The 15531-nt window shown below is 42.5% G+C and carries 12 protein-coding genes, 1 tRNA gene and 2 pseudogenes; 12 read left to right on the top strand and 3 right to left on the bottom strand.

The genetic code is table 11. The annotated features are described in order from the left end of the window. Positions 1-8: 8 nt before the first annotated feature. The 7 genes and pseudogenes from V7O67_RS11000 to rpiA form a co-directional block, all read left to right on the top strand. Positions 9-249 (top strand): annotated as a pseudogene (locus tag V7O67_RS11000) (ISNCY family transposase); the annotation flags it as partial. A gap of 201 nt (positions 250-450) precedes the next feature. Beyond that, on the top strand, positions 451-1389 hold the full coding sequence (locus V7O67_RS10995) for a transporter substrate-binding domain-containing protein (RefSeq protein ID WP_406670007.1): 939 nt from the start codon (positions 451-453) through the stop codon (positions 1387-1389). Then, positions 1390-1603, top strand: a pseudogene (locus V7O67_RS10990) (ISNCY family transposase); the annotation flags it as partial. It abuts the gene before it with no gap. A 158-nt stretch (positions 1604-1761) separates the two neighbouring features. Continuing rightward, positions 1762-3246, top strand: coding sequence for an argininosuccinate lyase (gene argH, locus V7O67_RS10985; RefSeq protein ID WP_406670006.1), 1485 nt, complete (start codon positions 1762-1764; stop codon positions 3244-3246). A 25-nt stretch (positions 3247-3271) separates the two neighbouring features. Further along, entirely contained in the window at positions 3272-4558 is a 1287-nt protein-coding gene (gene gatD / locus V7O67_RS10980) for a Glu-tRNA(Gln) amidotransferase subunit GatD (protein ID WP_406670004.1), read from the top strand. Positions 4559-4686: 128 nt separating this feature from the next. Continuing rightward, the gene (aspS, locus tag V7O67_RS10975; protein WP_406657498.1) at positions 4687-6018 is read left to right on the top strand and encodes an aspartate--tRNA(Asn) ligase; all 1332 of its coding nucleotides are present in this window, start codon (positions 4687-4689) and stop codon (positions 6016-6018) included. Between the two features lie 22 nt (positions 6019-6040). After that, a complete protein-coding gene (rpiA, locus tag V7O67_RS10970; protein ID WP_406657497.1) occupies positions 6041-6736 on the top strand; it encodes a ribose-5-phosphate isomerase RpiA in 696 nt (231 codons plus the stop codon). Between the two features lie 8 nt (positions 6737-6744). Here the strand turns inward: rpiA and V7O67_RS10965 are convergent, their stop codons facing one another. Genes V7O67_RS10965 through V7O67_RS10955 form a run of 3 tightly spaced genes read right to left on the bottom strand, consistent with a single transcriptional unit; the run spans position 6745 to position 9195 of the window. Then, on the bottom strand, positions 6745-7962 hold the full coding sequence (locus V7O67_RS10965; RefSeq protein ID WP_406657496.1) for a potassium channel family protein: 1218 nt from the start codon (positions 7960-7962) through the stop codon (positions 6745-6747). Positions 7963-8017: 55 nt separating this feature from the next. After that, complete coding sequence (locus tag V7O67_RS10960; RefSeq protein WP_406657495.1) at positions 8018-8575, bottom strand: magnesium transporter; 558 nt, start codon at positions 8573-8575, stop codon at positions 8018-8020. Then, entirely contained in the window at positions 8572-9195 is a 624-nt protein-coding gene (locus tag V7O67_RS10955; protein WP_406670003.1) for a magnesium transporter, read from the bottom strand. The genes V7O67_RS10960 and V7O67_RS10955 overlap by 4 nt, the downstream gene beginning before the upstream one ends. A gap of 128 nt (positions 9196-9323) precedes the next feature. On the opposite strand from V7O67_RS10955, the gene V7O67_RS10950 reads away from it, so the two are divergent. The 5 genes from V7O67_RS10950 to V7O67_RS10930 all read left to right on the top strand — a co-directional run bounded on the left by V7O67_RS10950 (position 9324) and on the right by V7O67_RS10930 (position 15477). Then, a complete protein-coding gene (locus tag V7O67_RS10950; protein WP_406670002.1) occupies positions 9324-9626 on the top strand; it encodes a Dabb family protein in 303 nt (100 codons plus the stop codon). A gap of 69 nt (positions 9627-9695) precedes the next feature. Beyond that, positions 9696-10319, top strand: coding sequence for an NAD(P)H-dependent oxidoreductase (locus V7O67_RS10945; RefSeq protein WP_342304806.1), 624 nt, complete (start codon positions 9696-9698; stop codon positions 10317-10319). A 262-nt stretch (positions 10320-10581) separates the two neighbouring features. Next, positions 10582-10658: transfer RNA gene (locus tag V7O67_RS10940), tRNA-Val, on the top strand. 514 nt (positions 10659-11172) lie between these two features. Then, positions 11173-13929 (top strand): DEAD/DEAH box helicase family protein, encoded by a 2757-nt coding sequence (locus V7O67_RS10935; RefSeq protein ID WP_342304807.1) that lies wholly within the window; start codon positions 11173-11175, stop codon positions 13927-13929. Between the two features lie 33 nt (positions 13930-13962). Further along, positions 13963-15477 carry a restriction endonuclease subunit S gene (locus tag V7O67_RS10930; RefSeq protein WP_342304808.1) on the top strand — a complete coding sequence of 505 codons (1515 nt, stop codon included), beginning with the start codon at positions 13963-13965 and terminating at the stop codon, positions 15475-15477. Positions 15478-15531: the final 54 nt, after the last annotated feature.

Raw genomic sequence — 15531 nt, 5'->3', positions numbered from 1 at the left:
CTTAGGTGAAACTTCGTTTCCTTTATGAAAATGGTAGAGAAAAACAAATTGGTATGCACTTACGAAACAAAAACATCGAAGTGATGAATTTGATGACGGATATTCACACAGGGGATAATGTGAAAGAGTGCACATGAACACAAAATGGACAGTTAAATTTGATATTAGGGGATGAAAAATCGAAGCAAAAAACTGTGTTCGATTATGAATTTTATAGCATATCAATTGCTTGTAACTACAAATTTGTAAAATGGGGTGAAAGAAACGAACTCATTTGCAAATTATGTGTGAAGAAAATATCATCAAATTAGAATGGGAGGATTTATAAGCTAATTATTTAAAGATAAAAAAATATATAAATAAAGATTCATAAGTTGCAATAATACAATTTAGGACGGATTCGACCATGACAATTTCAATTGGAAATAAGATATTAGGGGATAGAAAGGTATGTCACATCGAGATAGGATCATTGATAATATGATCAAAGCACACAGGATAGGGGCAATGTGTATCTTTACACTATTGTTAATTACCATCGCTAGCATGCCTGCTCTTGCAGCAGAAGAAACAATCAAAATAGGAATTGAAGAATATAACCCAATTACATTCGTGGAAGATGGAGTTGTAAAAGGATTCAACGTAGATATTATTGAATACATCTCCGAAAAAGAAGATTGGGAGATAGAATATGTACCAAGTACGTGGTCAGAATGTATCGAGAATCTTGAAAGTGGCGAGATAGACCTGATAATGACAATGGTCTACACAGAAGAAAGGGATAAAAAATACGATTACGCATCTGAACCATTCATCAATGATTGGGCACAGGTCTTCATAAGAAGTGATACGAAGATCCATTCCATAACAGACCTTGAAGGAACGACAATAATAGGGATCACAGGTGAGCAAACCACGACATGGTTTAAAGAACATGCTGAAATGTACGAACTCGAGTATGAGCTGATAGAGGCTCAATCGATCAGCAGCTCATTGGAAATTATGGATGCGGAGGCTGCAACTGCAGTATTACTTTCTAGGATTTCAGGTAATGCTATGTCAGCAGAATATGAGATAGTGGGCACACCTATAGAATCGCCACCTATCAAGATACATGCAGTTGCTTTAAAAGGAAATGATCAGGAAGTGCTATCGACCATTGGAAAGCATCTGGAGGTCATGAAAGAGGATAAAAACTCTTTTTACTACACTACGTATGACAAATGGTTCCCAACTCTCACATCAAATGTGATCCCAAGCAGCATTATAATAATTCTAAAAATAATTACCGTATTGGCAGTCATTTTTCTAACAATAAATCTGATCCTTCGCAAAACTATCCAGAAAAAGAGAGATGAAATCGAACAGACAGAAGAAAAGTACATCTGAAATGATGGATTTGATGAAGAATATTCACACAGGGGAGAATTTGAAAGAGTGCACAAGAACATAAAATGGACAGTTAAATTTGACATTAGGGGGAATGAAAAATCGAAGCAAAAAACTGTGTTCGATTATGAATTTTATAGCATATCAATTGATTGTAACTACAAATTTGCAAAATGAGGTGAAAGAAACGAATTCATTTGCAAATTATGTGTGAAGGAAATATCGTCAAATTAGAATGGGAGGATTTATGAGCTAATTTGATAATCTCAATTCGGCAACTTTCCAAAACCGATTCTTATTTATGTATTCAGGCCATACCTCGCTACAAAATCAAGGTCACTTTTAATAATATATTTAAAACAGAGGATTCACATGAGCGATATTTTACGCCGGGGACGCCTGTCTTCCACTCCTGACGAGGATATACTGAATTTTACTTCATCGATGTCTGCTGATAAATGGATCTTCGAGGCCGACGTCCTTGTTGACCTGGCACATACGGTCATGCTCAAAGAGCAGGGTATAATCAGGGAGCAGGATTGCAGTAAGATCCTGCAGGGTCTTTTGAAGATAAAGGAAGAAGGAATTGAAAGCCTTGACTATTCCTATGAGGACATACACATCTCGCTTGAATCCAGACTTATCGACATGGTCGGTGAGGATGTAGGCGGCAGGATGCATTCAGGCCGCTCCCGCAACGATGAGGTTGCAACCTGTATCAGAATACGCTTAAGGGATGAGATGCTCTCTCTTATGGAGGAACTTACCGGATTGCGTAACGTACTCATTGACAGGGCTTCCGGGAACGTAGATACCCTGATGCCGGGATTTACTCACCTGCAACACGCCCAGCCCACAACATTTGCCCATCACCTGCTGGCACATGCAGATGCACTTTCAAGGGACTCTGGACGCGTAAAGGATGCATTTTCAAGAATAAACAAAAGTCCTCTGGGTGCAGCAGCTTTTGCTTCTACCGGATTCAACTTGAACAGGGAAAGAACCTGTTCCCTGCTTGGATTCGAAAGCCTTATGGAAAACTCAATGGACGCTGTCAGTAGCAGAGATTTTCTTATAGAAACTGCTTCAGTTCTCGCAAACATTATGATCAACCTCAGCAAGATGGCCGAGGAGATAGTAATCTGGTCCAGTACTGAATTCAGCTTCATAGAACTGGATGACATGTATGCATCGACATCATCAATAATGCCCCAGAAAAAGAATCCTGACACAGCAGAACTGATGCGTGGGAAATCAGGCGTGGCAACAGGCTCACTGATGTCTCTCCTGACAATATGCAAGGGGCTGCCTTTAAGCTATAACCGTGACCTTCAGGAGGCAACTCCGAACATCTGGCGCTCTGTGGAAACCACCCGCAGTGCAGTGAGGATAATGAAAGGCATGATCGAAACCATGAAGGTCAATGGGGATGCGATGTACCGTCAGTCAACCACCGGCTTTACAACTGCAACGGAGCTTGCTGACACAATGGTAAGGCTAGCTGACATCCCGTTCAGGACAGCTCACCAGATAGTTGGTGTCCTGGCACGTGGAGACGGGAATCCGTCACTTGCCGAGATTGATGAAGTCGCACAGGATGTTCTTGGTGGAAGTCTAAGTTCCAGAGGTCTGACTGCAGAGATGATCACAGAAGCTCTTGATCCAATACTGAATATTAATAAGAGGAACGTGACTGGTGGGCCAGCTCCAGATGAGATCAGCAGGGCAATCGCTGCACGTGAAGACACTCTTGAAGAAGAAAAGTTTGCAATAGCTGAGTTGAACATAAGGATTGAGAATTCTCTTAGCCGATTATTTGCAGCAGCGCAGGAATGTATTGATCAGCAGGGAAAATAATTATCGTTATTATTGAAGGGATATCATGTCAAAGAATTGTATGTTGCATAGCAGAACATTTGATGAGGGTGACAGAGTAAAGATTGAAAAAGACGGTGTTGCTTATGAAGGCATAGTCATGCCAAGCACTACCGGGCATATAGTAATAAAAATGAACAGTGGTTACAATGCTGGTATTGACCCACGAGGTGCTACTGTTTCCGTGATCCAGCTAAAAGAGGATATGGAAGTTTCCGTTAAACCAGCTCAAAAAACGGAGATAGAAACAAAGGGAAAATCCAAGCTTCCGAAAGTATCTATTTTATCCACTGGCGGTACTATTGCCAGTAAAATCGACTACAGGACCGGTGCTGTGACTGCCCAGTTCTCAGCAAACGATATATTGCAGGCGATCCCTGAACTTACGGAAATTGCGGATTTCAGCGGAAAAGCCATTTACAATATCCTTTCCGAGAACATGAAAGCCGAATACTGGCAGGAACTTGCAAGGGCAATAGTCAAAGAGATTGAAGATGGTGCCCAGGGTATCATTGTTGCCCATGGAACTGATACCATGATGTACTCCGCGGCAGCATTGTCTTTTATGATAAAGACACCTGTGCCGATAGTCTTTGTAGGCTCACAGCGCAGTGCAGACAGGCCAAGCAGCGACAATGCCATGAATGCCATTTGTGCAGCCAAAGTGGCAGTCAGTGACATTGCAGAAGTTACCGTTGTCATGCACAGTGACGAATCAGATGACAGATGCGATATCCACAGGGGAACAAAGGTCAGGAAATTGCACACATCCAGAAGGGATGCTTTCAGGTCTGTCAATTCAGCTCCCATCGGCTATGTCGATTATGGCACCCTTGAAATCAATACGTCACTGGACTATGTAAAGAGAGGTAGCAGGGAGTTAAAAATCAGTGATTCTCTTGAAACCAGGTGTGCCATTGTGAAGTTCACACCCGGAGCAAGTCCTGATATCCTCGCCTATTACATAGATGCAGGTTATCGCGGCCTTGTTATCGAAGGCACAGGTCTGGGACATGTTTCAACAGACTGGATTCCACAGGTCGAAAGGGCCACAAAGGCAGGAATCCCTGTGGTAATGACTTCCCAGTGCCTAAACGGCAGGGTATGCGACAGGGTTTATGATACCGGCAGGGACATACTCAGGGCAGGTGCAATCGAGGGTGAGAATATGATGCCTGAAGTTGCTCTTGCGAAGATGATGTGGGCTCTTGGCCAGTCAGATAGTTATGACACTGCAATGGATATGTTGAAAGATAATATCAGGTCCGAGATAAATGAAAGAAGCTGTGATTGAATCTTAATATTTGTTCCTGACGGGAGCAAATCACTATAATTTTTAATAATTAGGTTTATAACGAAGTAATAAGTATTGATGCCGAAAGGCAGTTATTGATAATAATTTCAGTTAAATCAGGTGAATGCATGTCATTAGCAAATCTCAGAACACATTATGCATCAGAGATCAACCCGGAAGAGCTGGGCGATGAAAAAGTAACCATCGCCGGCTGGGTTCACGAGGTCCGTGACCTTGGAGGAATTTGTTTTGTTGTTGTCAGGGATCGCACAGGAAGGTCTCAGGTGACACTTGTGAAAAAGAAAACAGACCCTGAACTTCTGGACAAGGCAAGAAAGCTTGTCAGGGAATCTGTAGTATCTATTAAAGGTAGTGTCAAACCGGAAGGAAAAGCTCCAAATGGCTATGAGCTTATCCCAGATGAAATTTCACTTCTGAACGAAGCTGAATCACCACTTCCAATGGACACTACCGGAAAGGTTGAGGCAGAACTTGACACACGTCTTGATTCAAGATTTATTGACCTTAGAAGGGAGAAAACCACAGCTATCTTCAGGATAAGACATGAAGTACTCAGTGCTGTCAGGACTTTCCTTACAGACAATGGTTTCATCGAAACCTCCAGTCCCAAAGTCGTTGCAACAGCAACCGAGGGTGGAACATCTCTTTTCCCGATCACATACTTTGACAGGGAAGCCTTCCTTAACCAGAGTCCCCAGCTATTCAAGCAGATACTGATGTCCGGCGGACTTGACAGGGTATTTGAGATAGGTCCTATTTTCAGGGCAGAGGAACACGACACCCGCAGGCACCTCAACGAAGCAACATCAATTGACATTGAGGCAAGTTTCTGTGATCACTTCGATGTCATGGAAGTCCTCGAAGAGATGGTTGCCTACATCTATGAGCAGGTAATCGAGAATGCATCCGAATCACTTGCAGTACTCGATGTTGAGTTAAAAGTACCGGCAGTCCCGTTCAAGAGAGTTACCTATGATGAAGCCATCGAGATTGTCAACGCAAACACTGACGAGATGCTCAACTGGGGAGATGATCTTGGTACTGCTGCCGAACATGCGATCGGTGAATATGTATTCAAGGAAACCGGTGAATCACACTATTTCATTATCGACTGGCCAACAGAAATCAAGCCATTCTACGCAATGCCTTATGAGGACAACCCGGTCCTTTCAAAGGGATTTGACATGATGCACAGGACAATGGAACTCTCATCCGGTGCACAGCGTATCCACATTCCAGAGCTTCTCATAAGCAGGATTGAGTCACAGGGTCTTGACCCCGAAGGTTTCGAATTCTACCTTAAGGCTTTTAGATACGGTATGCCACCACATGCAGGATGGGGTATTGGCTGTGAAAGGCTTGTAATGACCATGCTGGGTGTTGAGAACATCCGTGATGTAGTACTCTTCCCAAGGGACAGGCGCAGACTTTCCCCGTAATTGAACTTAAGGATGAGTCCTGATGAAAGAAAGGAATCCTGCCGGGGAAAGCCCGGAAAAGAAAGCTGCAGGTATCGCGGCTGCTGAGCTTGTAAAGGATGGCATGGTAGTTGGTCTTGGAACCGGTTCCACCACTGCCTATACGATAGCTGAGCTGGGAAGGCGTGTTGATGAAGGTCTTGACATCATTGCAGTTGTAACATCATACCAGTCAGAGATGCTTGCCATACAGGCAGGTATTACCCTTACATCACTGGCTGAACATCCTGAACTGGATATTGCCATTGATGGTGCTGACCAGATAGATTCGGCATTGAATGTTATCAAGGGCGGTGGTGCAGCTCACACACGTGAGAAGGTTGTTTCACGTTCTGCCGAGCGTTTTGTGATAGTTGCTGACGAGTCAAAATACAGCAAAGAACTGAATCATTTTGTGCCACTGGAAGTTCTTCCTTATGCAAAGGAACTTGTTTCAAAACACATAAGGAAGATTGGCGGCAATCCTGAGCTTCGTCTCGCATCAAGAAAAGATGGTCCGGTAATAACCGATAATGGTAATTTCATTATCGATGCAAGTTTTGGCGTAATTGAAAACCCTATGGTTATGTCCACTCTTCTTTCACAGGTTGCCGGAATTGTTGAGCATGGTATATTCACCAATGCGGATGATGTCTATATCGGCAAAAAAAATGGTTCCGTAGAAATAATGAAATCCTGATCTTTCGGTCAGGAATTTTCTTCATTTTCTTCTTCAAAAGGACAGGCACACATCTCAAACAGTGCATCTTCTCCGGTTCTTGATCCTCTTGCAATAAGGATATCTCCTGCCTGAACGACACTCCTTTTGTTTGGACGGTATACCCATCTATCATCTCTTTTGATTGCCATCACGTGTAATCCGGTTTCTGTCTCGAGTTTGAGCTGTCCGAAAGTCTTCCCTACAATGGGTGAGCAACCCTGGACAGTGAGTCTTGTTATGACCTCATCCGATTGCCTGACAGCCAGAGTCACCACAGGATGCAGTTCAATATCCCTGAGAACAGTATCTGCAATGGTGTATGCTGCGTCTGAAATGGCTTCGGCAGCATTAGCAAGATGCAATAGCCCCCTGAGCTGGTTAACATCAGGCACATGTTTTGCAGTTTCAAGAACCCAGTGCTGGAGTTCATATTTCATTGCATCCATTTCCACTTCAAGTGCTTTGACTTCAAGAGCTATATCCTCATTGTCGAAGAGCAGGGCTGAGTATGCCAGACCAACGGAAAGTTCGCCCATATTCTTCATTTCAACAATAATATCTACGGCTCTTTCAAGGTCAATGAGGAAGCGCTCATGCTGGCCCTCTCTTGGAACATACTTGTGTCCTGTTACAAGTTCCATAAAAATGGGAACTCCTTCATCGTGTCCTCGTGCAAAAAGCACGTCGTCGGCACGTATCCTTGATGCGTGATTGGGATCGTATATCCATTCATTGTGCCGACGGATAGCAATAATCCACATTCCTGTCTCTGTGTCGAGTTCGATGTCTTCAAGTGTACGTCCTGCAACAGGGGAATCTTCACTGACCGTTGCCCTGGTGATTGTTTCTTCGGCTTCCCTCATTGCTACTTTAAGTTCCATGGGTATGCCCATTTCCATGACGATGATCTTTGCAATATCTCCTGCTGCATTGGATATATTCTCTGATGCACGGGCAACCTGCAGGACACCGGACATCTCTTCGGCTTCTTCAACACGTCTTGCACTTAGCATGGCAGCTATTTTCATGTGGTAATCAAGAGTGTCCATTTTCTCTTCAAGGTTTATGACTTCATCAGCAATGTCTTCGTCATCGTAGATCATTGCGGAATAAGCAAGGTCCACCATTAGTTCCGATGTGTTCTTCGTTTCTATCAGGAGATCTTTGAGATTACGTGGAATGTACTTTATTTCCTTTGGGCTCATAATTTTTCTACCAGTTTAATCTTTTCATTTTTCTTATTTCCTTATTAATTCTGTGCTAGATGATATTCAATAAGTGCATGGTGGAAAATATTCCTATAACACCGATGAGGTCTCCAAGGGTGGCTATTATGGGAATCACCGTGTCATCGGGGTCTACTCCGAAACGATGTGATGCAAATGCGATTGCAACAGTGGTTGAATAGACGGCCAGAAGCTCAAAAAAGCCTGAGATAAGGCAGAGTGCCATGAGGGTTGAAAATGCTACCCCTATTCCAAGTACTATACCGGTGATCCATACGACAATTCCAAGGAAAGTAAAGGCGCACATGCCTACAATAAAGGCTGCGAGTACACTGTTGCGTACAACCGGATTGCGATATATGTTACCTCCCAGACCCATATGCAGTGCAGAGGAGAGGCGTGCTCCCAGCATACTTCCCGTATCGCCGCCAATTTTGATGAGTGCAGGTATAAGTATAAGGATTATTGGCATTGAGACAAGATTCTCTATCTCGAAATTGAGTATTTGTCCTGTGAAAATACCAATTACGGATGTGAAAAGGATAATTGGAAAACTTCTTCCGACAATTCCTCTGATTGTATAATAAGTCACAGCAAGAGCACCACCCTTGCAGCTATGAAGATCATTATCATTGAAACTATATCGCCAATCGTGGCAATTGCAGGTGTAACTACGTTATCGGGGTCAAAACCGAATCTGAACATACCCAGGGCAAGCAATACAGCTACAAATGCAAGTATAAGACCGGAAGAGACTCCTGCAAGAACAGCAATCAATGTCAAGGTGAATGCTCCTGCACTTTGCAGGCCAAGGCCCACGGTTATAAGATGACCTACTATTCCAAGTATAAAAGACATCGTCAGACTCAATAAGAGGGATCCTGAAACATTGTTTATAAGTTCCGGATTTCTTTCTATCTTTGTAATCAGTCCCATGTGGATAGCACTGCCAAGACGGGACCCAAGTGTGGATGAAACATTGCCGCGCATACCCAGTACCGCAGGAGCTATGACTATTAGTCCCGGTATCATCTGCAGTTCATCGGTCATGCCTGACAGGATAATGCCTGCTGCAACACCTCCGAATGTTGCTACTAGTTGAAAAGGTAAAGCCTCACCTACAATGGACCGGATACTACCGTAATCACCAATGTACTCCTCGACGAGTTCTATCTCGTAGTCTTCGTCTTCGTCACTTGAATCGTAAGGCATTATTGCCCTATTTCACTTTGTTAGTATTTAAATACATATCAGCACTCTTTTTCAGGATATCGTATCCTTCATGGTGAAACATAAAAGACATAAGACATGTCAACATTTGTAGAAAAGAGGAAAATATCATGTTAAAACATATTGTTATGTGGAAATTAAGGGAGCAGGCTGAAGGAAATACCAATATCAAGAATGCTCTGTTCATGAAGGAAATGCTTGAGACTCTCAAGAATTCGATACCTGAGATTGGGATGATCGAGGTGGGAATTAATATCAATTCTTCGGCTGTTGCTTACGATGTTGTTCTTTATTCCGAGTTTAAAAATGAGGAGGCATTTAAGATTTACCAGGACCATCCTGAGCACCTGAAGGTTGCCGAATTTGTTGGCAAGATCAATGAGGGCAGGGTTGTTGTGGACTATCTGGATTGAGTTCCTTCAAACTTTCATTTTTGAGATATATGTATGGATAAATAGGTGCCATTGGAAAGGTGGATGTGCATGAAGGTTTCTGTTATACTCGGTCATCCTTATGAAGGGAGCTTCAATCATGCTATTGCAAATACTGTAGTTAGTACTCTGGATTCTAACGGACATGATGGTTGTTTCCATGATTTGCATAAGGAAGGTTTCAATCCACTTCTCCAGGGTAAGGAGTTGGTAACTGACCAATCAGATGATCCACTTGTTCAATCACATTGTTCTGAGATCAGGGAGGCTGATGGAATTGTTATCATCCATCCAAACTGGTGGGGGCAGCCTCCGGCCATGCTGAAAGGATGGGTGGATCGTGTACTAAGAGAAAAGATAGCATACACGTTTGCAGAGGATGATGATGGCTCGGGTCTCCCCATCGGTCTTCTGAAAGCAAAGGCTGCTGTCGTATTCAATACTTCTAATACACTAGAGGAAAGGGAGAACACCGTTTTTGGCGATCCGCTGGAGAGGATATGGAAGGACTGTGTTTTTGATTTCTGCGGGGTCACTAATTTTCATCGCAGGATTTTTAGGACTATTGCGGGCAGTTCCGCGGAAGAGCGACAGGAGTGGCTTGCTGAGGTGGAAAATATGGTAAACATTAATTTCCCGCAAGATGATATTTGTTTAAACGGAGGAATGTCATGAGAATACCTGGGAAAAGTAACTCTCATATACGAATGCATTATGGATAAAGTTGCAATTAGCAGGAGTGAAATCACTGAAATGACTGGTAAATTTTTAGGATACTAGTAGTCTGCATGCCTGTTATCTTAGCTAAAAAGGGCAGAAACAAAAGTTTTAGTTCATTTTTCCCGTTTCCATCAATAAAGGTTATATACAACTAGTTACATTAAGGAGTTGCTCGAGGGCGAAACCGTCACCGAACAACTTTATTCGCAAACAATGTGGGCCCGTGGTCTAGCTGGTTATGACATCGCCTTTACACGGCGAGGATCATGAGTTCGAATCTCATCGGGCCCACCAATAAAATCTCTTTTTACTGATATTGATTCTTGTAATAGTGATAGCTGTTTTTCTAGTGATTCTACTCTTAATTCAAGGTCTGAGTTACTACTGGGTTGTACAACTTGCAGTTCACCATCGAATTCTTCATCTAATGATATAATAAACAAAGTCTTGCCATTGCATTCGGTTTTGAATATGTGGGCAGTTTCACCAATTAAATCTGTGTATGATTGTGGCAATCTGATCAATGGATATGTAATATTCTTTTTAGGGCTGAGCCTTGTGATTTTGGATTTACCTATGGATTTCATTAACTATTACCTTCTTAATAAGAGGTTGTTATATAATATTTATATAACCAGTGATTGATTATGATTCCAAAAATCATCAATATCTACACAAAATAAGAAAATATTATATGCCATTGAAAAATATTAGTGAGCTAATATGCATTAATCACCATCAATTTACTGGCCCTGCATAACCCCACGAAAAATAACACACATTAGATAAACACAGTGGATAAAATCATATGAGTACCAATCAGAGTCCAGAGCAGAAGGCCAGAGATATCATCGATAGAAAACTTAATTCCTCTGGCTGGGCAGTGCAAGAAAGAGATAAAATCAATTGGAATGAATCCTCAGGCATTGCTATCAAAGAATACTGGACCGATGTGGGACCGGCTGATTATGTGCTTTTTGTAGAAAAATCACCTGTTGGAATCATAGAAGCAAAAAGAGAGGAAGAAGGCCATCATTTGACTGCCGTTGAAGGGCAATCTTCTGAATATGCAGCGAGCAAGCTGAAGTACCTGAATAATGATCCCCTGCCTTTTGTATATGAGAGCACGGGGGGAGTGACGAGATTCACAGATTACCGTGACCCTAAGCCAAGGTCAAGGTCTGTTTTTTCATTTCATCGACCTGAAACATTCAGAGAATATCTCAAAAAAGGACATTCTTTAAGGGAAAGGCTGCTTTCAATACCGGAGTTAAGAATTGAAGGATTACGCGATTGTCAGATTATGGCAATTAACAACCTCGAGAATTCTTTCAAGGATAATCATCCAAGGGCTTTGGTCCAGATGGCCACAGGTTCCGGGAAAACCTATACTGCTATTACTTTCATTTACCGCTTGCTAAAGTATGCGGATGCTAAGAAAATACTGTTCCTTGTTGATACCAGAAACCTTGGCGAGCAGGCAGAGCAGGAATTTATGGCTTATTTGCCAAATGATGATAATCGCAAATTCACTGAGTTGTACAATGTGCAGCGCTTGCGTTCAAAATTTATTTCTTCGGACAGCCAGGTATGCATTTCCACTATCCAGCGTCTGTATTCCATTCTTAAAGATGAGGAACTGGATGAAGAATCTGAAATTGAGAATCCTGCCGAGAAGAAATGGCAGCCAAAGGAACCTCTTCCTGTAGTCTATAATGAGAAAATTCCTATTGAAGAATTTGATTTTATCGTGGTTGATGAGTGCCATCGTTCCATATACAACCTGTGGCAGCAGGTAATTGATTATTTCGATTCTTTTTTGATAGGTCTGACAGCCACCCCGGATAAACGGACTTTTGGTTTTTTCAATGAGAATGTTGTGAGCGAGTACGGTCATGAGGAAGCGGTGGCTGATGGTGTGAATGTTGGATATGATGTTTACACTATTGAAACGGAGATCACAAAGAACGGAGCAAAGATCGACGCAAAGGAATTCGTAGACAGGCGGGAGAAACTGACCCGCAGGAAAAGATGGCAACAACTGGATGAGGACTTCAAATATAATGGTAAGCAACTGGACAGGGATGTGGTTAACCTCAGCCAGATAAGAAATATTATACGGACTTTCAGGGATAAGCTGCCTGAAATATTCTCGGGAAGGGAAGAGGTTCCAAAAACACTGATCTTTGCCAAGACCGATAGCCATGCGGATGATATTATCCAGACCGTCCGAGAAGAGTTCGGGGAAGGTAATGATTTCTGCAAGAAGGTTACCTACAAGGTTGAAGAAGATCCGAAGTCTGTGCTGTCGCAGTTCCGTAATGATTACAATCCAAGAATTGCTGTGACGGTGGATATGATAGCCACAGGTACGGATGTTAAGCCGCTGGAATGCTTATTGTTCATGAGGGATGTGAAGAGCAAGAACTATTTCGAGCAGATGAAAGGACGTGGAACCCGGACAATGGGATTCGATGACCTGAAGAAAGTGACACCTTCGGCGGTTTCGGCTAAGACTCATTTTGTGGTAGTGGATGCTGTGGGAGTCACTAAGTCCCTGAAGACCGATAGCAGACCGCTGGAGCGCAAGAAAGGCATTGCTTTAAAAGACCTGCTGGCAGCTGTGACCTTTGGTGCTCAGGACGAAGACCTTTACATTTCACTTGCAAGCAGGCTGGCAAGACTGAACAAGCAAATCAGCGATGAAGAGAGAGAGACATTTGCTGAAAAATCTGGTGGAAAGGATATCACTGTGGCTATCAGAGACCTGTTCAGTGCCTACAATCCTGATATCATAGATGCCACAGCTGCCGGTATTAAGCAGCAGCAACCCCAAATGACCTTAGACGTGGCACAGAAACATGCACAACAGGAATTGATAGATGTTGCAAGGTCAACATTTAACGGAAAACTGAATGATTATATCGAGAATGTACGCAGGGAGCATGAGCAGATCATTGATACGGTGAACATCGACAGTGTGACAACAGCCGAATGGGATAAGGATGCTGTGGCAAAAGCGGATGAACTTATCATTGACTTCAAAGCCTATCTTGAAGCCAACAGGGATGAGATAACAGCACTCAGTATATTCTACAACCAGCCCTACCAGCGCAGGGATGTCACCTTTACCATGATAAAAGAGCTGCTGGATAAGCTGAAGATGGAAAAACCCTATTTTGCACCCCAGAGGGTCTGGAAGGCTTTCGAGCAGCTTGAAAAAGTTAATGGAAAATCCCCAAAAAGCGAGCTTACAGCTCTGGTATCCCTTATCCGCAGGGTCACCGAGATAGACCCCATCCTCTCAGCCTACGACCTGACCGTGAACCGCAACTTCCAGGAATGGGTTTTCAGCAAACAGGCCGGAACCCTGAAGTTCAATGAAGACCAGATGAACTGGCTGCGCATGATAAAGGATTACGTTACCAATAGTTTCCATCTGGAAATAGACGATCTGGATTACACACCCTTCGATGCAATGGGTGGACGTGGCATGATGTACCAGCTTTTTGGCAATGAGATGAAAGGGATTATCAGCGAAATGAATGAAGCATTGGCGGCGTGAAGATGGAATAAAGAGTTGTAATAAACGATTATTATGGAAACAAAAGTAATTTTGACATCTGAAAAAACCAATCCCTATCAAGAAAAAAAAGGATGGGAAAAAGTGAAATTAGGTGATATCTGCAAACTCAAAAATGGTTTTGCATTCAAAAGTTCAGAATACAAAACAGAAGGAGTTCCTGTTATCAGGATTTCAGATATAAAAGAGGCTTCTGCTACTTGTAAAAGTGCAGTTAATGTACACCCTAAATCTGAATATGAAGACTACCTGATTGAAAATGGAGACATTTTAATAGCGATGTCTGGTGCAACCACTGGGAAGTTTGGAATTTTTAAGGATAAAGTTAAAGCATATCAAAACCAGCGTGTAGGCAATTTCAAATTGATTGATAATAACTTATTGTACAAATCCTTTCTTTTTTATCAATTACACAGTCTAAAGCGAAGAATTGAGAAGGATGCTTATGGAGGAGCACAACCTAATATCTCTTCTAAAAAAATAGAAGAAATGGAAATTATCATTGCCTCTCTCCCCGAACAACGAGCCATAGTCTCCAAAATCGAGCTTCTCTTCAGCGAACTGGACAATGGCATCGCCAATCTCAAACTGGCACAGGAGCAGCTCAAGGTGTACAGGCAGGCAGTGCTGAAGAAGGCGTTTGTGGGAGATCTTACAAGAAAATGGCGGGAGCAGCAGGTGGGTTTGCCAAGTGCATGTGAGCTACTGGAGGAGATTCGAAGGGAGAGGGAAGAAAGTATAAAATCTACAAACAGAAGAATGAAATCTGTAGTAAAACTCAATGAAGAAGAGATTGTAGATTTACCCAAGATTCCAGTTGGGTGGAAATGGGTCAAATTACAGGAATTATGCAATCTCAGAGGTGGAGTGACTAAAGGTCGAAAGTTAGAAGGGAAGAAAAAAATATCTTTGCCTTATTTGAGGGTTGCAAACGTTCAAGATGGCTATTTAGACCTTTCTGAAATAAAATATATTGATGTTTTGGAAGGAGATTTAGAGAAATATCGCCTAATTAAAGGAGATATATTATACACTGAAGGTGGAGACAAAGACAAACTTGGAAGAGGAACCATCTGGAAAGAACAAATCGAAGATTGTATCCATCAAAATCATGTTTTTCGTGCAAGACCATATTCAAAAAACCTTGTATCTGCATACATCGGCTATTTTTCACAAACACAAACAGCCAAGAGATATTTCTTTAAAAATGCAAAACAAACAGTCAATCTTGCTTCAATAAATCTTACAGTACTTTCAAATCTACCTTTCCCTTTCTGCCTCCTCCCCGAGCAACAAGCCATCGTCAGTGAAATCGAAACGCGCCTTTCGGTCTGCGATAAAATGGAACAGGACATTGCGGAGAATCTGGAAAAGGCCGAGGCTCTTAGGCAGAGTATCTTGAAAAGGGCGTTTGAGGGGAAACTGCTCAATGAGAGGGAGTTGGAGGAAGTGAGGAATGCGCCTGATTGGGAACCGGCTAATCTTTTGTTGGAGAGAGTGAAGACTGAGAAAGCAGAAAGTGGGAAGTAAACGAGCAAATTAATTACATCCATTAACTATCGACTTTGCGAAAAAGCATCAAAT

The sequence above is a fragment of the Methanolobus sp. ZRKC4 genome (assembly GCF_045291305.1).
Lineage (GTDB): Archaea > Halobacteriota > Methanosarcinia > Methanosarcinales > Methanosarcinaceae > Methanolobus.
This window is presented reverse-complemented; position numbering and strand designations above follow the sequence as displayed.